This is a genomic window from Deinococcus alpinitundrae, from assembly GCF_009982895.1.
Lineage (GTDB): Bacteria > Deinococcota > Deinococci > Deinococcales > Deinococcaceae > Deinococcus > Deinococcus alpinitundrae.
The window spans coordinates 35,180-55,656 of record NZ_WXZL01000013.1 but is presented as its reverse complement, the minus strand read 5'-3'; the positions used below and the strand labels follow the sequence as shown (position 1 = coordinate 55,656).

Annotated in this window: 20 protein-coding genes; 16 read left to right on the top strand and 4 right to left on the bottom strand. The window is 65.6% G+C overall.

What is annotated here, in order from left to right; translation table 11 throughout:
- Nucleotides 1–3 precede the first annotated feature (3 nt).
- From GUI70_RS13230 to GUI70_RS13200, 7 genes are all read left to right on the top strand, one after another.
- Nucleotides 4–849, top strand: coding sequence for a shikimate 5-dehydrogenase (locus GUI70_RS13230; RefSeq protein ID WP_161882785.1), 846 nt, complete (start codon nt 4–6; stop codon nt 847–849).
- Nucleotides 850–956: 107 nt separating this feature from the next.
- Complete coding sequence (locus GUI70_RS13225; protein WP_161882784.1) at nt 957–1,553, top strand: hypothetical protein; 597 nt, start codon at nt 957–959, stop codon at nt 1,551–1,553.
- Between the two features lie 27 nt (nt 1,554–1,580).
- Complete coding sequence (locus tag GUI70_RS13220) at nt 1,581–2,087, top strand: LeuD/DmdB family oxidoreductase small subunit (RefSeq protein WP_161882783.1); 507 nt, start codon at nt 1,581–1,583, stop codon at nt 2,085–2,087.
- A 23-nt stretch (nt 2,088–2,110) separates the two neighbouring features.
- On the top strand, nt 2,111–2,458 hold the full coding sequence (locus tag GUI70_RS13215) for a zinc ribbon domain-containing protein (RefSeq protein ID WP_161882782.1): 348 nt from the start codon (nt 2,111–2,113) through the stop codon (nt 2,456–2,458).
- A gap of 102 nt (nt 2,459–2,560) precedes the next feature.
- A complete protein-coding gene (gene lysW, locus GUI70_RS13210) occupies nt 2,561–2,734 on the top strand; it encodes a lysine biosynthesis protein LysW (RefSeq protein ID WP_161882781.1) in 174 nt (57 codons plus the stop codon).
- Between the two features lie 55 nt (nt 2,735–2,789).
- Entirely contained in the window at nt 2,790–3,650 is an 861-nt protein-coding gene (gene lysX, locus GUI70_RS13205) for a lysine biosynthesis protein LysX (protein WP_161882780.1), read from the top strand.
- A gap of 110 nt (nt 3,651–3,760) precedes the next feature.
- On the top strand, nt 3,761–5,431 hold the full coding sequence (locus tag GUI70_RS13200) for a chloride channel protein (RefSeq protein ID WP_237724901.1): 1,671 nt from the start codon (nt 3,761–3,763) through the stop codon (nt 5,429–5,431).
- A 265-nt stretch (nt 5,432–5,696) separates the two neighbouring features.
- Here the strand turns inward: GUI70_RS13200 and acnA are convergent, their stop codons facing one another.
- The gene (gene acnA, locus GUI70_RS13195; protein ID WP_161882779.1) at nt 5,697–8,408 is read right to left on the bottom strand and encodes an aconitate hydratase AcnA; all 2,712 of its coding nucleotides are present in this window, start codon (nt 8,406–8,408) and stop codon (nt 5,697–5,699) included.
- 367 nt (nt 8,409–8,775) lie between these two features.
- Between acnA and GUI70_RS13190 the strand changes: the two genes are divergently transcribed.
- On the top strand, nt 8,776–9,090 hold the full coding sequence (locus GUI70_RS13190; protein WP_161882778.1) for a hypothetical protein: 315 nt from the start codon (nt 8,776–8,778) through the stop codon (nt 9,088–9,090).
- 58 nt (nt 9,091–9,148) lie between these two features.
- Here GUI70_RS13190 and GUI70_RS13185 read toward each other — a convergent pair whose 3' ends face one another.
- From GUI70_RS13185 to GUI70_RS13175, 3 genes are all read right to left on the bottom strand, one after another.
- Complete coding sequence (locus GUI70_RS13185) at nt 9,149–9,379, bottom strand: DUF4287 domain-containing protein (protein WP_161882777.1); 231 nt, start codon at nt 9,377–9,379, stop codon at nt 9,149–9,151.
- An 11-nt stretch (nt 9,380–9,390) separates the two neighbouring features.
- Entirely contained in the window at nt 9,391–10,224 is an 834-nt protein-coding gene (locus GUI70_RS13180) for an alpha/beta fold hydrolase (RefSeq protein ID WP_161882776.1), read from the bottom strand.
- A gap of 159 nt (nt 10,225–10,383) precedes the next feature.
- Complete coding sequence (locus GUI70_RS13175) at nt 10,384–10,908, bottom strand: hypothetical protein (RefSeq protein WP_161882775.1); 525 nt, start codon at nt 10,906–10,908, stop codon at nt 10,384–10,386.
- Nucleotides 10,909–11,007: 99 nt separating this feature from the next.
- Between GUI70_RS13175 and GUI70_RS13170 the strand changes: the two genes are divergently transcribed.
- The 8 genes from GUI70_RS13170 to tmk all read left to right on the top strand — a co-directional run bounded on the left by GUI70_RS13170 (nt 11,008) and on the right by tmk (nt 20,471).
- Nucleotides 11,008–12,408 (top strand): acyl-CoA dehydrogenase family protein, encoded by a 1,401-nt coding sequence (locus GUI70_RS13170; protein ID WP_161882774.1) that lies wholly within the window; start codon nt 11,008–11,010, stop codon nt 12,406–12,408.
- 244 nt (nt 12,409–12,652) lie between these two features.
- Nucleotides 12,653–13,642 carry an EAL domain-containing protein gene (locus GUI70_RS13165; RefSeq protein ID WP_237724900.1) on the top strand — a complete coding sequence of 330 codons (990 nt, stop codon included), beginning with the start codon at nt 12,653–12,655 and terminating at the stop codon, nt 13,640–13,642.
- Between the two features lie 67 nt (nt 13,643–13,709).
- On the top strand, nt 13,710–15,902 hold the full coding sequence (recQ, locus tag GUI70_RS13160) for a DNA helicase RecQ (protein ID WP_161882773.1): 2,193 nt from the start codon (nt 13,710–13,712) through the stop codon (nt 15,900–15,902).
- Between the two features lie 228 nt (nt 15,903–16,130).
- The gene (locus GUI70_RS13155; protein ID WP_237724899.1) at nt 16,131–17,972 is read left to right on the top strand and encodes a pectate lyase-like domain-containing protein; all 1,842 of its coding nucleotides are present in this window, start codon (nt 16,131–16,133) and stop codon (nt 17,970–17,972) included.
- A gap of 83 nt (nt 17,973–18,055) precedes the next feature.
- Nucleotides 18,056–18,421: a VOC family protein gene (locus tag GUI70_RS13150; RefSeq protein ID WP_202630476.1), complete on the top strand. Its 366-nt coding sequence runs from the start codon at nt 18,056–18,058 to the stop codon at nt 18,419–18,421.
- A 27-nt stretch (nt 18,422–18,448) separates the two neighbouring features.
- Entirely contained in the window at nt 18,449–18,817 is a 369-nt protein-coding gene (locus GUI70_RS13145) for a VOC family protein (RefSeq protein ID WP_161882772.1), read from the top strand.
- A 218-nt stretch (nt 18,818–19,035) separates the two neighbouring features.
- Complete coding sequence (locus GUI70_RS13140) at nt 19,036–19,836, top strand: Nif3-like dinuclear metal center hexameric protein (RefSeq protein ID WP_161882771.1); 801 nt, start codon at nt 19,036–19,038, stop codon at nt 19,834–19,836.
- On the top strand, nt 19,833–20,471 hold the full coding sequence (gene tmk, locus GUI70_RS13135; RefSeq protein ID WP_161882770.1) for a dTMP kinase: 639 nt from the start codon (nt 19,833–19,835) through the stop codon (nt 20,469–20,471). Before GUI70_RS13140 ends, tmk begins: the two co-directional genes overlap by 4 nt.
- The last annotated feature ends 6 nt before the right edge of the window (nt 20,472–20,477 follow it).

Here is a 20,477-nt window from a genome sequence, read left to right as displayed (position 1 = left end):
CCCATGACAGACGACGCCCAGACACTCATTTCCCGCGCCCTGAGCCTCAACAAAGACACCCAGCTCTGCATCTCGCTGGCTGCCCGACCCGGCAACTTCGGGACCCGCTTTCATAATTTTCTGTACGCCGAACTCGGCCTCGATTACGTCTACAAGGCCATGACCACCCGCGACCTGGCGGCGGCCCTCGGGGGCGTGCGGGCGCTGGGCATTCGCGGCTGCGCGGTGTCGATGCCTTTCAAGGAATCCTGCATCCCCTTTTTGGACGAATTGACGCCCTCGGCAGCGGCCATTCATTCGGTCAACACCATCGTCAACGAGGACGGCTATCTGCGGGCCTACAACACCGACTACCTGGCGGTACAGCAACTTATCGCTGAGCAGCGGCTCTCGCCGGACCTCAGCTTCGCTCTGCGCGGCAGCGGCGGCATGGCCAGGGCAGTCACTGCCGCCTTTCGCGACGCGGGCTTCAGGCAAGGCCTGATCGTGTCCCGCAACGCGGCGGCGGGACAGGCGCTGGCCCACGAGTACGGCTACCCCTGGCAAGCTGAACTGATAGGGTCCCCCGAGCTGCTGATCAACGTGACGCCCATAGGCATGGCGGACAGTCCCGAAGCCGACGCGCTGGCCTTCGCGCCCGACGCCGTGCAGCAGGCCCGGACGATCTTCGACGTGGTGGCTCTGCCCGCCGAGACGCCGCTGATTCAGGCGGGTCGGGCGGCGGGTAAGCAGATCATCAGCAGCGAGGCCGTCAGCGTGCGCCAGGCACTCGAACAGTTCGTGCTCTACACCGGGGTACGGCCCAGCGCCGAACAGGTTGGCCGAGCCGCCGCCTTCGCCCGGCGCTGAGCGTGCCTGAGCCCACCTCGCTGCGCACCATCTGCACCGTGCCGGTGACGCCCGGCCAAGACCCGCGCAATGCGGCCCTGTGAGAACGGATCTTCCAGGGGTGGCAAGTGCGTTGGCTGCCCGGCACGGCGCTCGGCCCGGACGTGGAGCGGGCCATCGCGCTCGTCCGTGCTGAGGACCAGACGCAGGTGCGGCAAGGCACGCTGGTCTATGCTCGCTGGCCGCAATCCGACGCTGTTCTGCCTGCGCTGGTCGATTGCAGCGGTGACGGACGCTTCGTGACACTGCGGGTCTTCGCCGCCCACCTGACCGAGGTGCAGCGCCTGGCCGAGCAACTCACCGAGGCGATGCTGCGCGAGCGGGCCTTCGATTTTAGGCCGGGCCTACGGGTGGTGCTGGCGATCAGCGCCCACGGCGTGCGCACCGACCTGACCAGCGGGCGGGTGCAGGCGCGGCGCGGCAACGCCCTGATCGGCCTTTACGAGGCCAACAAGTCCGCCCTCAACACCACCCTGGCGGTGCTGCTGATCACCCTGATGGGGTTCGTGCTGGTCATGCCGGACAGCAATTTCACGCCGCTGGGCAAGTTCTACGGCCTGATGGGACGCATTCTCTCGGCGGTGCTGCTCAACGCGTTGCTGCCCGGTTCGCAGTTTCTGTTCTTCGCCCGCCAACGCGAGGTGATCGACTGGGAGCGGCCCTGAGCACGCCGGACGTGACAAGATAAGGGCATGCCCCGCATCTGGAAATTCGGTGACAGCGTCAACACCGACGACATCCTGCCCGGCAAGTTCGCGCCATTCATGGCTGGTGAGGACTTGTTTCAGACCTACGCCTTTCACTACCTCCGCCCGGAATTCGCTGCCGAGGCCCGGCCCGGTGACGTGCTGATCGGGGGGCGCAACTGGGGCCTGGGCAGCAGCCGCGAGTACGCCCCGGCGGCGCTCAAGAAGCTGGGGGTGGGCAGCATCATCGCGCCGAGCTTCGCGCGTATCCATTACCGCAATCTGCTCAACCTGGGCATTCCCGCTTTCGAGGCCGACCTGCTCGGCGCGCTCCACGACGGCGACGAGGTGACGCTCGATGTGGAGAGTGGCCGACTCACGCGCGGCGCGGACATCTTCCAGCTCACCCCGCCGCCTGCCTTCCTGACCGAGGCGCTCCGGGAAGGCAGCATTCTGGCCTTCTACAAAAAGTACCAGCGCTTTCCCGGTGAGCTGCCCGCGCCGGAGCCGTGAGCAGCGCGGGGTAAACTGAGTGCATGACGATTCTGGAAATTGACTGCCCCGTGTGCGGGGAGGTGCTGGAACTCACCGGCGAGGACCGTGCCGAACTCGAGGTCGGTGACGCCATCGTCTGCGAGAACTGCAACGCCGAGATGGAAGTGGTGCGCAACGAGGGCCAAGACTTCGAGGTCGAACTGCTGGGCATTCTGACACTGTGCCCCAACTGCCACCAGGAATTCGACGTGACCGAGGAAATGCTGGCCGCCGCGCCCACCGTGCAGGGCGAGGGCGGCGAGGAAACCAGCCTGGTGCGCTGCCCGCACTGCCAGGCCGGCGTCGAACTCTCGTTCGAGGAACAGTCGGAAGACCAGCCCGGAACCTGAGGTCACCCATTTTGGGTTCCGGTCTAGGCAATTCCGTTTGAAAAGCAAAAGGCGCTGTAACCTGTCAAGCGCAAAGGAACCGATTCGGTTCAGGAGGCACGTATGGCAACCATCCGATTCGAAAGCCCCGAGAGCGGCGCGATCATCGAACTCGACAACCCCGAACTTGGCGAACTGGTCATCGACGAGGACACCGGCGCAGAGCTGGAAGTCGTCAGCCTCGACCCGCCGCGCCTGGCCCCGGCTCCGCAAGAAGCCGAGGACTGGGGAGAGTGAAGACGGAGAGCTGGGCAGCCACCCGCCGCCCGGTTCTCGTTTTCTGAGACCTGTTATGGCCGAACTCGCCATTATTTACGACCGCGTGCGCCCCGACGAGAAGATGCTCTTCGAGGCGCTCGACAGCCTCGGCGTGCCCTACGACAAGGTGTTCGCGCCGCAACTGAGTGTGACCTTCCCGGACGGCGCGGGCGCGGGCGATCAGGTGCCGTGGAAAGTGGCGCTGGAGCGCTGCGTCTCGCAGTCGCGCGGCCACGCCGTGACGCGGGCGCTGGAAGGCCTGGGCGTGCGGGTCATCAACCCCAGCCACGTGATCGAGCTGTGCGGCGACAAGTTGGCGACCAATGCCGCCATGAGCCGGGCCGGACTGCCGACGCCGAAAACCGGGGTGGCCTTCACGCCCGAGAGTGCCCTGGCGCTGATTGAGCGCATCGGCTACCCGGTGGTCATGAAGCCGACGGTGGGCAGCTGGGGGCGGATGGTCAGCAAGCTCAACGACCGCGACGCAGCTGAGGCCGTGATCGAGCACAAAGACGTGCTGGGCGGCCCGCAACACCAGATCTTTTATGTGCAGGAACTCATTGAGAAACCCGAGCGCGACATCCGCGCCTTCGTGGTGGGCGGCGAGTGCATCGGGGCGATCTACCGCACCAGTGCACACTGGATCACCAACACGGCGCGTGGCGCGAAGGCCAGCAAGTGCGAGCTGACCCCGGAGATCACCGAACTGGCACTGCGAGCCACCGAGGCCGTGCAGGGCGAGATCGTGGCGATCGATCTGGTCGAGGATCCGGCACGCGGCCTATTGGTCATCGAGATCAACCACACCATGGAATTCAAGAACTCGGTCAGCACCACCGGGGTCGATATTCCTCGCTTGATGGGCGAGTACGCCATTCGGCAGCTGGCACAGTAGAGCGCGGCACCCAGCGCAGCCACGACCGAGCCTCAAAGACCCGCCCGCCACCCGTGCAGGCGGGTCTTTGAGGCTCGGCCCACAGACAGACAGGCGCTAGACTGCGCGGCGTGTCTCCGCGTTCTCCGCTTCGCCTGCCGAGCCGACCGGTCAAGTCCGGTCCCGATTCTGGTGCGGTCCGGCCCGCTCGGCAGTCCCTGGGCCGCGCCTGGGGCCGTCCGCTGGCCGCGCCGCTGACCCGCACCGTTCGCAGCCGCATCGAAACCGGGCGGCTGGTGCTCTACAGCTTGGTGGCGGGTGTGCTGGTGGGCGCCCTCGGCACGCTCCTGCGGCTGCTGCTGGGGCTGGTGATCGACTGGGGTTCGCGGGTGGTCGGCTACAGCCCGCCCGGCACCCCCGGCGAGGGCGGGCTGCTGATGACCTTCGGGGACGCCACGCCCTACGGCCTGCTGGCCCTGCCTGTGGCGGCGGTACTGGCCGCCTGGCTGACCCGTCACAGTCCCTCGGACCCGCTCTCGGAAGCGGTGAGCGCTTACCACCGCCGGGGCGGCACCCGCCTGAGCACCCAGCTGCGGCTGCTGGGTGCCAACCTGCTCAGCTACGGCGTGGGGCTGCCGGTGGGCCGCGACGCCAGCTTCACGGCGCTGGGCGGCTTCTCGGGGCGGCTGCTCTCGCGTTTTGGCCGCCTGAGTGTGGCCGAGGACCGCACCCTGAGCCTGGCAAGCGTGGCCGCCGCGCTGGGCCTGGTCCTACACGCGCCGCTGGCCGCCGCCGTGCTGATGGCAGAAGTGCTCTACCGGCGCTTCGAGTTCGAATTCGAGGTGCTGATGCCGTGCGTGCTGGCGGCGGTCAGCGCCTACGCGGTTTACGGCCTGACCTTCGGCGCGGCCCCGCTGTTCGACGTGCCGAGCTTGCAGGCCCCCAGCGCCCTGCAACTGCCGCTCTACGCTTTGATCGCGCTGGCGACGACCTTGCTGGCCTGGGTGGGGGTGTGGCTCTCGCGCCTGTGGCCGCAAGCCTGGCTCATCGGCTGGGCGCGGCTGGGCTGGGCCGGGCTGTTCGGGCTGGCGGTGGCCGCCGCCGCACTGTATCTGACCCCGGCAGTGCTTGGCGGCGGCTCTGGCTGGGCGCAGCTCTCGCTCTCAGGCTTTCTGGGCAGCGAGGCGCTCGGGTACGGCGGCTGGAAGTGGGTGCTGCTGGCGCTCGGCGTGCGCCTGGGCTTCGGCGGCGGGGTGCTGCCCTCAATTGCCACCGGAGCGCTGATCGGGGTGGGGCTCAACACCACCCTGCCCACCGCGCTCGACCCGGCGGTGTGCGCGCTGGTGGGCGCGAGCGCTTACCTCACGGTCACGCTCAACATCCCGCTGGCCGCCACCCTGCTGGCCGCCACCTGGGGCGGCGACGCCCTACTGCCCGCCGCGCTGATCTCGTCGGGCCTGGCCCATACCCTGAGCGGGCAGCTCGGCTACGTGGACGGGCAGCTCAAGGACCGTCGCACCGCCGAGATGCAGCTCATCACGCCGACCACCACCATTCTCAGCGCCGCGCCGCCGGAAAGCAGTCAGGAAGCGCTCTACCGGGTCGCGGCGCCGCCCTCGTGGCTGGGAGCCAGAGTCAACGTGCTGAGTCTGCCCGTCGGGGCGCAGGTCGTCGGCCTGGAGCGTGGCGCAAGCATTCTGAGCGCCACCCCCGACCTGAGACTGGAAGAAAACGACGTGTTGGATATCGTCGCCACCGATGCGGCCTTCGGCAAGCTGCGCGAACTGCTGAATCTGGGGTGAGGAGTTGAGCCAGACGGGGCGTTTGAACAGGCCGCCCCAGCCCGAGGCGTTAGTTAGTTCTTGCTCAGCGTTGGCCCACTATCGCTAGTGTGACAGCTTTTAATAGTAGCAAATCCTGTAAGGGATTTCATTAACAGGGGGTTTAAAGGTTGAAGTTGCTTAAAAAACCAATTTTAGCAACGTTGGACAGCATATAAAATCACTTTACTCAAAAAAAGCCCCCACCATTTCGGTAGGGGCCCTCTCAATTCCTTCTCCTGAACGCTTACGCTTGCGCGGTTTCGCCTTTCTTCAAGATGCTCCGCAGCACGGTTTGCAGGATGCCGCCGTTCTTGTAGTAATCCACTTCAACGGGCGTATCGATGCGGCACTGCACCACGATGTCGCGGCTGTTGCCGGCCAGATCGGTGACGGTCACGCGCACGTCCTCGCGGGGCCTCAGGGTCGCGGGCAGGTGGAAGTGGAAGGTCTCCTCGCCCGTCAGACCGAGCGAGTCGGCGGTGTCACCGTTCTTGTACATCAGCGGCAGCACGCCCATACCGACGAGGTTGCTGCGATGAATGCGCTCGAACGATTCGGCAATGACGGCCTTGACGCCCAGCAGGAAGGTGCCTTTGGCGGCCCAGTCGCGGCTGCTGCCCATGCCGTAGTCCTTGCCCGCCAGCACCACCAGCGGTACTCCAGCCTGCTTGTACGCCACCGAGGCGTCGTAGATGCTGGTCACTTCGCCGTTCAGGAAGTTGGTGGTAAATCCGCCTTCCGTACCAGGCGCAAGCTGGTTCTTGAGCCGGATGTTGGCAAAGGTGCCGCGCGTCATGATGCGGTCGTTACCACGCCGTGAGCCGTAGGAGTTGAAATCCTTCTGCGGCACGCCGTTCTCGATCAGGAACTTGCCAGCGGGCGAGGACGCGCCGAAGCTCCCGGCGGGGCTGATGTGGTCGGTAGTCACCGAGTCGGCCACCTTCACCAGCACGCGGGCGCTTTCAATGTCGCTGACTTCCTTCACGCCATCGGCCAGATTCTCGAAGAACGGCGGGTTCTGGATGTAGGTGCTGTTCTCGTTCCAGTTGTAGAGGTCGCCGCCCGACACCGGAATAGCGTTCCACTGAGCGTTGCTCTGTTCGATGCCGTCATAGATCTTCTTGAACATCTCGGCGTTGATGGCCGCGTCCATGACTTCCTGAATCTCGGCGTTGCTGGGCCACAGATCTTTGAGGTAGACCGGATAGCCGTCTTTGCTCTGACCGATCACGCCCTTGGCCAGATCGATATCCACCGTTCCGGCTAGCGCGTAGGCGACCACCAGGGGTGGGCTTGCCAGGTAGTTGGCGCGGATGTCGGGGTTGATACGCCCCTCGAAGTTGCGGTTGCCCGACAGCACCGAGGCGGCCACCAGATTGCCCGACTTGATGGCGTCCACGGTGGCTTCCGGCAGCGGGCCGGAGTTGCCGATGCAGGTGGTACAGCCGTAGCCGACCGTGTTGAAGCCGATCTGGTCGAGGTAGGTTTGCAGTCCCGCCGCTTCCAGGTACTCGGTCACCACACGCGAGCCGGGAGCCAGCGAGGTCTTGACCCAGGGTTTGCTGTCCAGACCCAGTTCGACGGCCTTCTTGGCGACCAGACCTGCCGCGATCAGCACGCTGGGATTGGAGGTGTTGGTGCAGGAGGTAATCGCCGCCAGCACCACCGAGCCGTGCCCGATCTGGTAGCCGGTGCCGGTGATGGTGCCCTTCGCGCCCAGCGTATCGGCGGGCAGCTCGAAGCCGCGCTGCTTGATGGGGGCCACCAATGCTTCGCCGAAGACAGGCTGCATGTCGGTCAGTGCCACCCGGTCCTGCGGACGCTTGGGGCCGGAGAGGCTCGGAACCACCGTGCCGAGGTCGAGTTCGATGATGCTGGTAAACACCGGGTCGGGCGTCTCGTCGGTGCGAAACAGACCCTGGGCCTTGCAGTACTTCTCGACGAGTTCAACTTCGTCGGGCAGACGTCCGGTGCGGCGCAGGTAGCGCAGCGCCTCGTCGTCCACCGGGAAAAAGCCCATCGTCGCGCCGTATTCGGGGGCCATGTTGGCAATCGTGGCCCGGTCCGGCAGGGTCATGTTGCTCAGGCCCGCGCCGTAGAACTCCACGAATTTGCCGACCACTCCGGCCTTGCGCAGCATCTCGGTGACGGTCAGGGCAGTGTCGGTGGCGGTGACGCCCTCGGCAGGCTTGCCGGTCACCTTGAAGCCCACTACTTCCGGCATCAGCATGTAGATCGGCTGGCCCAGCATCACCGCTTCGGCCTCGATGCCGCCGACGCCCCAGCCCACGATGCCGATGCCGTTGATCATGGTGGTGTGCGAATCGGTGCCGACCAGCGAGTCGGGATACACCACGACGCCGTCATCTTCCGGGCGGCTCATCACGCCCTTGGCAAGGTATTCGAGGTTGACCTGGTGAACGATGCCCGAGGCGGGCGGCACCACGCCGAAATTGTCGAAGGCCTGCTGGCCCCACCTGAGGAACTCGTAGCGCTCGTTGTTGCGCTCGAACTCCAGCGCCATGTTGTTCAGGAGCGCCAGATCGGTGCCGTACTCGTCGACCTGCACCGAGTGATCGATTACTAGATCCACCGGAATCAGCGGATTGATCTTCTTGGGGTCGCCGCCCAGCGATACCATCGCCGTGCGCATGGCAGCCAGATCGACCACGGCGGGCACGCCGGTGAAGTCCTGCAAGATCACGCGGGCAGGCTTGAAGGGAATCTCGATTTCCTCGTTCACCGGCTTCCAGTTCGCCAGGTTCAGCACGTCCTCCTGGCGCACGTCGTAATCGTTGGCTTCCCGCAACACGCTTTCGAGCAGCACCTTGACTGAGAAGGGCAGTTTGTCGACATTGAAGCCGCGCTCCTTGAGGGTGTCGAGCTTGTAGTAGTAGACCTTGCCGCTGGCGTCGTCACTCAGGACTTCGCGTGCGCCGAATAAATTCTGTGCCATTTGCGTTCCTCCTTGCCCAGTGGGCGGATAGCTCCATTCTATGTCGGAATGGCGATTCGGCGGGCGTTACCCTCCGGGTTCTCGGCTCGAATTCTTGTAACCACTTTAGGGACAACATGACGCAAGAATTTCAACCGCTCTTTACCCTGAAGCTTGACTGGGTGACGAGCTGATTCCTCGGGACAGCCAAACGCAGCGGGTAGACCCCAGTCGAGAAACGGGGGTCCTCATGGCCAGGTCGCCGCCTCCCAATGCTTCGGTCTTCTCGGTGCCGTCTAAACCCAAAGCTCTGTAAAGTTGGCCCGCACCACATTTCTGCCGGGTTCCTCTAGCCTGAATGGATTACACAGTTCAGGAGGAAACAGACATGGGAGAAGGGAAACCGAACAGCAGTGTGCCCGGCAACATCCCCAGCAACACCGCCCAGGCCGAAAAAGGCGTGGAGCGCAACACCATTCCCGAATCCGCTTCGCAGGAAGTCTGGCAGCAGGTCGAGGACGGCGGTGTGAAGGTCAGCTCCGAAACCGCGCCGCCCAGTGCCGCGCCCGCGCCTGCGCCCGAGGCAGGCAGCATTCCCGAAAAATCGGTGACCTACGGCAGCCTCAAAGACGGCATGACGCCCAGCGGGGCCACCACCGACCCCCAGGGGCAGGCGGGCAAGCCGGAACTCGGCCAGGACTGAGCGGCGTCATAACTGGCAGCACCCAGGCCGGGCAGAACTTGGGGCAAGCAGGTCAACTTCAGGGAATCAGCACGCGGTGATCGGCATCGCGGCGCATCGCGTCGTGGGCCAGCAGTGTGGCGTGGCCGTGGCCCAGGCCATGTTCCGTCTTGAGCCACTGAACGATCTCGCCGTGTTTTCTGGCACTGGAGCGGCGAATGCGGGCCAGCCAGTCGGCGACGCTGATGCCCGTTTTGGCCTCAATGCTGGCGTAAGAGAGCTGCCGAAGCTCTTCAGGCGACTTGGGCATCCGTGCCGCCCTCAAGCGTCCAGAAACGGCGTGACCGCAGCGCAGAGCAGCGGCGACACGAGAATGTCGTAATGGGTCGTGCCCGGCAGAACAGCCAGGCGTGTGGCCGGCAAGGCGGCACGGTCCCAGCCGGGGTCCTTCTGGCCGCCGCCGAGGCGAACGAACCACCCGGCGGCGTGCTGGGGGCCGAACAGATCGGCGTCGCCCACCACGATGCAGACCGGCATGGTGAGGGCTGCCGCCTGAGCGGTCCAGTCGTAATCCAAACCCATCAGCTGGCTGAGTTTGGTCACCAGCAGCGGCCAGTCCTGGATTCTGGGCGCAACCTGGGCGTAGGCGGCGTACATCGGTGAAGCTTTCATGCCCTCGGCGGCCTGCGCTCCCATCTGGGCCATGCCCGCGCGCACTTCGGGATACCAGGCGTCGCTGGAAACCGGAAACGACACGACCACCAACTTCCGGACTAAGTCAGGGTGGCGAATGGCGGTCATCAGGGCCACGCCGCCGCCGAACGAGTAGCCCATCAGGTCCACCTGCGGCGAGTTCAGGTGGGCAGCCAGAGCGGCCAAGTCATCGGCCAGCGCCTCGAAGCGCAGCGGGCGGTCAATGTCGGCGGTGCGCCCGTGCGCCTGCAAATCCACCGCGATCACCTGGCGGCCCGGTGTCAAAGCGGGCAGAACCCCGGCGAACATTCCCGCCGTGCCGAAGCCGCCGTGCAAGAGAATCAACGGCGGCGCGCTGCCCAGCCCCTCACCGTGAATCTCGTAGTAGAGCTGAAGGCCGTTGACGGGAGCGTAGCCGCTGCGGGCCAGGGCAAGGAAGGGAGCAGACAGCACGTCGGTCATGTGGATTCTCCTGGTGGCAAATGCAGCAACGAGCGGACCAGCGCCCGACTGACAGCGGCGGACGACTTCCCAGTTTTGACGAATATGGCTGCTGATTACGATTTTAGCAGAATAACAGTGTAATTGCAACGCGCTGCCCTTTTGATTGTTCGGCGCTGCTCACAGCCCGCAGGCCCGCTCCAGCAGAAAGCGGATCTCGTCGCGGCTCATCCGGCGAGCAGGCAGCGCCACGTCCGAGGGTAGCTGGGCCGCCTCGCCCGCCTGCGGCACGAACTTGAACTCGGGACGCACGATCATCTCCCGCTGCCGGGTAAAGGCCAGCACGAAATTGAGGCGCAGCAGGTAAGCGGCGTTGAGCGTGTCGCGCAGCGGGCCACCGTCGCCGCCCAGCAGGGCGAGCAGCGCCGGGTGCGGCGCGAGGCCGTCGTCGAGGGCCACCAGCACCTTAGCCTCATCGAGCAGCAGGCCCGCGCCCGCCAGGGTATGTCCGGCGATGCGGCGGCGACAGACCGCCTCGCTCTCGCCGCGCACCACGCTCAGCTCACGCCCAGCCTGCGCCGCCGCGCCGATGTAGGTCCAGTAGCGCCCCAGGCTGCTGTAGGTCGCCAGCCCCAAATACCCGGCGGGCTTGCTGGCGAGCGGCTCGGTGGGACGCAGGAGCGAGGTCGGGCGCGGCGCGGTCATGCTCCATGGTAGGGCCGGAGCAAGCAGATGAAGCATCGCTCAACCCCACCCGTATTCTTGAACTCAGTCTAAAAATAACTGCTGCGCCACAATGAAGCCATGACCACACCAGCACAACGCACCCCGTCGGGCAGCGGCGACCTGACCCTGCTTCTCTCGCAGCTCGATCTGACCAAGCTCGGCGCGCTGGCCAGCAAGATCGATCTGGCCGGGCTGCTCAACGCGGCGGCTAGCATGGACGAGGCGCAACTGAAGCAGCTCAGTAAGGCGCTGGGGGTGGGCAAGGGCGGTGCGGGGCAGGACAAGGCGAAGAAGCCGCGTGAGTTGCCCGTCCCCAACGGCGACTTCTTCGGCCTGATGGACACGCTGACGCCGGAGCAGCGTGAGGTGGCCGGACAGGTCCAGGCGTTTATGCACGCGGAAGTCGCCCCGATCATGAACGAGTACTGGAACCGCGACGAGTTTCCGCGCCAGATGATCGACGCCATGCGCCCGCTCGATCTGCTGCGCAAGGTGTGGAACGAGGACGGGACCCGCAAAGCCGACGCCACCGTCATGGAGGGCATCATCACGCTGGAGGCCTGCAAAGTGGATGTGTCTACCGCCGTGTTCTTCGGTGTCCACGCGGGCCTCGCCTTCGCGTCCATCGCGCTGGGCGGCAGCGCTGAGCAGAAAGCCGAGTGGCTGCCCAAGATGCTGGATCTGAGGGCCATTGGTGCGTTCGGCCTGACCGAACCCGAAGGCGGCTCGCAGGTCAGCCGGGGCCTGCACACCACCTGCCGCCGCGACGGCGACGCCTGGGTGCTCAATGGCCACAAGAAGTGGATCGGCAATTCCCCCTTCTCGGATTTCACGGTCATCTGGGCACGCGACGAGGAAAGTAACGAAGTGCGCGGCTTCATCGTGCGGGCCGGAACGCCCGGCTACGAAGTCGAGAAGATTCAGGGCAAGACGGCCCTCAGAATCGTGGAGAACGGGTTGATCACTCTGACCGATTGCCGGGTGGCCGACACCGATCGCCTGCAGGAAGTCAAGGGCTGGCGCACCACCGCCGACGTGCTGCGCCTCACCCGCGCGGGCGTGGCCTGGCAGGGCGTGGGCTGCGCCATGGGCGCGTACGAACTGGCCGTCAAGTACGCCCAGGACCGTCAGCAGTTCGGCAAGCGCATCGGCGAATTCCAGCTGATCCAGAACCACCTCGTGCATATGCTCGGCAACGTGACCAGCATGTTCACGCTGTGCCTGAGATTGTCGTACATGGCCGACCACGGCATCATGAAAGACGAGCACGCGGCACTCGCCAAGGTGTTCACGGCGGCCAGGTGCCGCGAGACGGTGGCGTTTGCCCGAGAAACCTTCGGCGGCAACGGCATTCTGCTCGAAAATGGCGTGGCCAAGCACTTCGCCGACACCGAGGCGATCTACAGCTACGAGGGCACCAACGAGATCAACACGCTGGTGGTGGGCCGCGCCGTCACCGGGTTGAGCGCCTTCGTCTAAGCCCTCACTCGTTTCCCACGCCTCCACAGGTCAAGTCCCCAGCGGCTTGGCCTTTTCTTTAGACTTTTCATACCTGGTGACCATTTGTGCTCAATATCCGCTCAATGCCTACAGTGAGGCTTGTCTTAGTTGTGTGACAGGGGCTCCATAGAGTGAACGCATGGAGTCGTTCGTTTGCGAATGCCAGCAGCTACGCAGTGGTCTGGCAGCCGAAGAAGTTATTGTTTTCAGTGCCTCGTCGCACGTGACCCGGCGTCTGGCCTGGCTGTGCGGCGGGGCCGAAGCCTACAGCGGCGGTCCCGGCTGGCGGCTGAGCGGTGAGGCCGGGCCACTCGCTCCTCGGCTCTCGGCCATCGCTGGCGCGCTCAAGCCCGGCGAACTGGCGCAGGTGCAGGTGATGCCGCTGATCAACCAGCACCCCGCGTACTGGGAAGCTATGGCGCTCGAACTGCGGCTGACCCTCAGCCAGACCGCCTGGTTTCCCGCCGCGCTCGACCATTTGCAGATGGCCTTTCAGCCGGTATTCGATCTAGGCAGCGGCGAGGTGTTCGGGCACGAGGCCCTGGTTCGCGCCCGGCTCGGCGAGCGGCTGATCGGCGCGGGCGAACTGCTCTCAGCGGCTCCGGCGCACGGTGGGCTGCATCTGTTCGACAGCCGCGCCCGCCAAGTGGCCATTCGCCAGGGTGCAGCGCTGATCGAAGGCGACAGCCACCTGCTGATCAATTTCATGCCGGGCGTGATCTACGACCCGGAGGTGTGCCTGAGCACCACCTTCGCCGCGTGCCGGGACAGCGGCGTGGACCCGGCGCGGCTGATCTTCGAGGTGGTCGAGACCGAGAGCGTGCCGGATCTGGGAGTGCTGCGAACCGTGCTGGACCGCTACCGCCGCGAGGGTATGAAGGTGGCGCTCGACGACCTGGGGGCCGGGCACAGCAGCCTGGTTTACCTGGAAACGCTGCGCCCCGACATCGTCAAACTCGATAAAAGCCTGCTGCTGGGGTTGACCCTGAGCGACCCCCGTGCCGAGCTGGTAGACGCCCTGATTCGCTACGCCCACCAGCTCGGCGTGCGGGTGGTGGCCGAGGGACTGGAAACCGAGGCCGAACTGGCGATAGCGGTGGCGCTGGGAGCCGATCTGGGGCAGGGCTACGGCCTGGGCCACCCGCTGTTCGAGCGCGACGTAGGTGCAGAAGCTCAGGCGGGGCAGCTCATCCAGAATCAAAAGAGACGTTGAATTCAGCGGACTGCCGCACTTCGCCGCATCACCATTACGCTGCCAGCGTAAGCGCTATCATCCGGCCATGATCGCCGCTGCCTCGCCCGACGCCCAGGCCCTCGCTGTCCTCAAATCGGTGTGGGGCTACGATCAGTTCCGGGGCGTGCAGGGCGAGATCGTGCGGGCGGCCACCCAGGGCGAGAACGCACTGGTGCTGATGCCCACCGGCGGCGGCAAGAGCTTGTGCTACCAGTTGCCCAGCTTGCTGCGCCCCGGCGTGGGCGTGGTTGTCAGTCCCCTGATCGCGCTGATGAAAGACCAGGTGGACGCCCTGCGCCTCAGTGGGGTGCGGGCCGCCTACCTCAACAGCACCCTGAGTTTGCAGGGCGTGCGCGAGGTGGAGGCCGCGCTGGTGGCCGGTGAACTCGATCTGCTATATGTCGCGCCGGAGCGCCTGCTCACGGCGCGGATGCTCGAACTGCTGGAGCAGGCCGACATCGCCCTGTTTGCCGTGGACGAGGCGCACTGCGTCAGCCAGTGGGGCCACGATTTCCGGCCCGAGTACCAGGGCCTCGGCGTGCTGCCAGCAAGGTTCCCTGGGATTCCCCGGCTGGCGCTGACCGCCACCGCCGACGAACGCACCCGCGCCGACATCGTGCGGGTGCTGGAACTGGAGAATGCGCAGCTCTTCGTCAGCAGCTTCGACCGGCCCAACATCCAGTACCGCATTCAGCAAAAGGGCGCGGGCAAGGCCGGGCCGAAATCCGAACTGCTCGATTTCATCCGGGCCGAGCACCCCGGCGAGGCGGGCATCGTCTACTGTCTGTCGCGCAGGAGCGTGGAGGAAACTGCCGAGTGGCTGGGGGCCCAGGGCCTCACGGCCCTCCCCTACCACGCCGGACTCCCGGTGCGTGAGCGCGACTCGGCCCAGGAGCGCTTCATCCGCGAGGAGGGCGTGATCGTGGTGGCCACCGTCGCCTTCGGCATGGGCATCGACAAGCCCAACGTGCGCTTCGTGGCCCACCTCGATTTGCCCAAGAGCATGGAAGGCTATTACCAGGAAACCGGCCGCGCCGGACGCGACTCGCTGCCCAGCACCGCCTGGATGACCTACGGCCTGGCCGATGTGGTCAACGTGCGGCGGATGCTGGCCCAGAGTGAAGCGCCCGAGAATGTCAAGCGGGTGGAGGCCGCCAAACTCGACGCCCTGCTGGCCTACTGCGAGACCGCTTCGTGCCGCCGCCAGGTGCTGCTGAACTATTTCGGCGAGAACTTGCCCCAGCCGTGCGGCAACTGTGATACCTGCCTGAATCCGCCGCAGACCTTCGACGCTACCCGCCCGGCACAGATGGCGCTCTCGGCGGCGATCCGCACCGGCAACCGCTTCGGCGCGGCGCACCTGACCGACGTGCTGCTGGGCAATGCCACCGAGCGCATACGCGGCCTGGGCCACCACCAGTTGCCGACCTTCGGCGTGGGCAAGGCGGTGCCAGAGCGCAGCTGGCGCAACATCGTGCGGCAACTCGTGGCACTGGGCTACCTGACCACCGACGCCGCCGGGCACGGCTCGCTGATCGCCTCGGCCAAGGCACGCCCACTGCTCAGGGGCGAGGAAACCCTGTGGCTGCGCGAGGACATGCTGACGCCACAGACAGCGAAAAAGAACCGCCGCGACCGCAGTGTCGCGCCTGCCGGAGCCGCCGGGGGACTGTTCGAGGCCCTGCGTGCCCTGCGGCTCAAGCTGTCACGCGAACAGGAAGTGCCGCCCTACGTCATCTTCCACGACGCTACCCTGCGCGAGATGGCCGAGCGGCGGCCCGACTCGCTGGCGGTGCTGGGCAGCATCGCCGGGGTCGGTACCCGTAAGCTCGCCCAGTACGGCGAGGTATTTCTGGAGGTGCTGCGCGGCGACGTCGCGCCCGCCGAAGCTGCCGGAACCAGGAAAAACGACGCGCTGCTGAGCATCCTGAACCGCAGAGCGGAAAGTGAAGCCGGGCCGAGCGCCGGGCTGCCGGAAGGCCGCCTGTTTGGTGGTTCGGGCATGCTTGCCTCCCATCCCGACGTGGCCGATCGCCTGCGCGCTGTGCGCCAACAGCTCGCCAAAGTCAAGGGCGTCAGCGCCTTCCTGATTTTCCCGAATGCCACGCTTGACTTGCTGGCCGAACGGCAGCCGCAGAGCGTGAACGGGCTACGCGGGCTGCCGGGCCTGGGCGAGAAACGCATTGAGGCGTATGGCGAGCAGATCATCGCGGCTATCCGGAGTGCAGACCACCCGTAAGCAAGCAGAAAGTCCATGCACCGCTCCGGAGTCTGACCGCTGGTTAAGCAACAGAGAAATTCCTTTTGACAGATGTTCTAGGATAGGTCCGGACAACAACCAATCATCCCGCCCAGCACAGCGCCCTGCCGCCGTGTGGTGCTGAACTGCGGCGTGATGGTTGAAGGGAGCGACATGAACAGACGACGGGCAGCATATGAGGTTTCTTTTTCCTCTTCAAAGCACACCGTGCCGCGCCGGAAGGCCGTACTGATGGTGGGCCTGGCGCTGGTTCTGGGGGCCTGTGGTCAGGTTGTCACCGCCGTGGACAACCGCGACCTAGGCGACAACGTGAAGGTTTTTGACCCCAGCATGTCCACCGCCGAGATTCAGGCAGCGGTAGACGCCGTCAAGACCCAGCAGCTCAACGCCGAATTCGGTGATGGCCGCGTTGCCCTGCTGTTCAAGCCTGGCACCTACGGCACGCCCGACAAGCCGCTGCTGATCGATGTCGGCTACTACACCGAGGTCATGGGTCTAGGCCGCACGCCGAACGACGTGGTCATCAACGGCCACCTCAACGTCTACAACCGCTGCCTGGACACCACCACCTCGCCGCCCGGGAACTGCATCGCGCTGGACAACTTCTGGCGCTCGGCTTCCAATATGACCGTCCAGGTGGCGGGCGGCGAGGGCTGTCAGACGGCCACCGACTTCTGGGCCGTTTCGCAGGCGGCCCCGCTACGGCGCATGAATATCGTCGGCAAGTTCAGCTTGATGGATTACTGCTCGGCCGGGCCGCAGTACGCCAGCGGCGGGTTTATCGCCGATTCCAAATTCAGCGGCACCGACGCGCTGATCAACGGCTCGCAGCAGCAATTTCTGGTACGCAACAGCGAGATTCCCGGCTGGTCGAACGGCGTCTGGAACCAGGTGTTTTCGGGCGTCGTCGGCGCGCCGCAAACCAATTTCGGCACGCTGAGCACCGACGGCAAGTCGCTGGGCACCTACACCACCCTGCCCACCACCCCGGTTTCGCGCGAGAAGCCGTACCTGTACCTCGACAGCAGCGGTGCGTATCAGGTATACGTGCCTGACACCCGGCAAAACAGCAGCGGCGTGAGCTGGGCCAGCGGCGCGGAAAGTGGCGGGCGCACCCTGCCGCTGACTTCCTTTTTCATCGCCCGGCCCAGCGACAGCGTGGCCCTCATCAATGCGGCGCTGGCTGCCGGGCGCAACCTGCTGTTCACGCCCGGCATCTATACCGTCGGCCAGAGCATTCAGGTCAACAGGGCCAATACCGTGGTGCTGGGGCTGGGCCTGGCCACCCTGACCGCACAAGACGGGGCCGTCCCGATGACGGTGGGCGACGTGGACGGCGTGGACATCGCCGGACTGACCTTCGACGCTGGAAGCGTCAACTCGCCCACGTTGCTCAAGATCGGCACCACCAGCACAGGCGGCTCGCTGAGCAACCCGGTGGCACTGCACGACGTGTTCTTCCGCATCGGCGGACCGCATCTCGGCAAGGCGTCCAACAGCCTGGAAGTCAACCGCTCCGGTACCCTGCTCGACCACCTGTGGGTCTGGCGGGCCGATCACGGCAGCGGGGTCGGCTGGACCGACAATACGGCGGATCACGGCGTGATTGTCAACGGCAACGATGTGACTGCCACGGGCCTGTTTGTGGAGCATTTCCAGAAAGAGGAAGTCCTCTGGAACGGCGAACGCGGCAAGACCATCTTCTTTCAAAACGAATTGCCGTATGACCCACCCAACCAGGCCGCCTGGAAAAATGGCACCACGCTCGGCTACGCCGCCTACAAGGTGGCCGACACGGTGCAGACCCACGAGGGCTGGGGCATGGGCAGTTACATTTTCATGAATGTTGACCCCACCATTCATGCCAGCAACGCCTTCAACGTGCCTGTCGCGTCCGGTGTCAAGCTCCACAGCTTGCTGACGGTGCAGCTCAACACCGGCAAGGGCATCATCGACCACGTGGTCAACCAGACCGGCGACCCGGTGACGGGCGACGCGGCGACCGGCAAGCCCGCCGGAACACCCAGCATGGTGATCAATTTCCCCTGACGCAGAGCGGCATGGCGCACGGCCCCCACCTCACTGGTGGCGGGCCGCTTTTCCTGGCTTTCCTGGGAGCCTATCCTGCGTCCATGACCCTGATCACCGGCATTGACCACATCCAGATCGAAGCGCCCGGAGCCTGCGAGGCCGCAGGCCGGGCCTTTTTCGGCGACTTCCTGAAGCTGCCGGAGCTACCCAAGCCGCCCGTGCTGGCTGCACGCGGCGGCGTCTGGTTCGGCCTGCCCGACGGACGCCAGCTGCATATCGGCGTGACCGACAATTTCGTGCCGCGAACGAAGGGGCACCCGGCCCTGCGCTGCGCCGACCTCGACGCCTTCGCGCGGCGGGCAGCTGAGTACGGCATTGTCGTTCGGGCCGATACCGAACTGGCCCCGCTGCGCCGGGTCTTTCTGGAGGACCCCTGGGGCAACCGATTGGAAGTCATCGAAGCCTGACTTCGCTGCACGGTTTATGCTCAGGCCATGACCCTGCTCAGCGGTTTCGACCACATGACCATCCAGGCCCCGCACGGCTACCAGTCGCAGGCCCGCGCTTTTTTCGGCACCTTTCTGGAGCTGCCCGAACTGGCACACCCCCCCGTCGTCACCGAGCGTGGCGGGTTATGGTTCGGCCTGCTCGACGGACGGCAACTGCACATCGCTGTGTGCGAACCGTTCGCGCCGCTCGACATCGGCCACCCGGCCCTGCGCTGCACAGACCTCGATGCTGTGCTGGCACGGGCCGCCGAGTACGGCGTTGTGGCCATGCCCGACACGCTGCTCTCTCCGCTGCGCCGGGCCTTTCTGAGCGATCCCTGGGGCAACCGGCTGGAGATCATCGAACGGCCTTAGAGCATTTGACGGAACAAGTCAGGCATCCTTTCCGTCCGTGCAGCGCAAGTTAACAATATGCTGGAGCGGATTGGAGCGGGCAGGCGTCCTTACAGGCGTCCGTTTTACCCAAGACAATGGCGTTGCCTGGGCACTTTTTTCAGGTAATGGAACGGACAAACGCTCCAAAGCGCTCCAGGCGACCAAGTGCTGCTGCCTGCCCCTCTAGAATGTCCAGCATGACCTTCCCCGAACACACCGCACCGCAGCAGGCCCAGCCGCGTGAGATCAGCCGCGACGCACTGGTGGCCTGGCTGGGCGAGTACCTCCAGATCAACGCCTTTAAGGACCCCAGTCTCAACGGACTCCAGATCGAGGGCACCGACATCATTCGCCGCATCGCCGCCAGCGTGGACACCAGCGCCCGCACCCTGCAAGACGCCGCCGACAGCGGGGCCGATCTGCTGCTGGTGCATCACGGGCTGTTCTGGGGGCAGCCGCTGGCCGTCACCGGGCCGCATGCCCGCCGCCTTCAGATCGCCCTGGGCGCGAATCTCAACCTCTACGCCGCCCACATTCCACTCGACGCCCACCCGGAGGTCGGCAACAACGCCATGATCGCCCGCGCCCTGACCCTGCAAAACCTGGAGCCGTTCGGTGAGTGGGCCGGGGGCAAGATTGGGCTGGCCGGAGAGTTGCCGTTCGTGCAGAGCCTGCAAGATTTTGCCGACCGCATTCAAAAGCTGACCGGCGAGATCTGTCTGGTTCACGGCGGCGGCAGTCCGCAGGTGCAGCGGCTGGGCGTGCTGAGCGGCAGCGGGGCCTCCAGCATTCCTGAGGCCGCTGCGATGGGCCTGGACACCGTGCTGACCGGCGAACCCGAACACAAGCACTTCCACGACGGCTTCGAGTACGGCGTGAACGTAATTTACGCCGGGCACTACGAGACCGAGGTGTTCGGGGTACGGGCGCTGGCGGCCAGAATTGAAGACGAGTTCGGCCTGCCCTGGCAGTTTCTGCACCAGCCCACTGGTTTGTGAGCGGCCTTTTCATCAGCTTCGAGGGACCGGAGGGCGCGGGCAAGTCCACCCAGATCGAGCGGCTGGCGGCCCGGCTGAACGCGGCGAACGTGGCCTGCAAGCTGACCCGCGAGCCAGGCGGCACGCCGCTGGGCATGCAAGTGCGCTCGGTGCTGCTCGACCACGATCTCGACATCGATCCGCTCTCGGAATTTCTGCTCTACAGCGCCAGCCGCGCCCAGCTGGTCCGGGACGTGATTCGCCCAGCTCTCCACAGCGGGGAGGTGGTCATCTGCGACCGCTACGCCGACAGCAGCGCCGCCTACCAGGGCGCGGGGCGGGGGCTGGAGGCGCGGTTTGTCGGCGAGGTCACCTGGGAAGCCACGGGGGGATTGCGGCCCCATATCACGGTGCTGCTCGACCTCGACCCCGAGATGGGCTTGGAGCGGGCGGCAGCGCGGGGCCAGCCGGACCGCTTGGAGCGCGCCGATCTGGGTTTTCACCGCCGGGTGCGCCAGGGCTTTCTGGACATCGCCGCTGCCGAGCCGGAGCGGTTTCTGGTGCTGGACGCCGAGCAGAGTGCAGAGGCGCTGGAGGCGCAGATCTGGACCGCGGTGGCCGCCACCCTGAGAGCGATGGGGCGGGAAGTCGGCTAGGCCAAC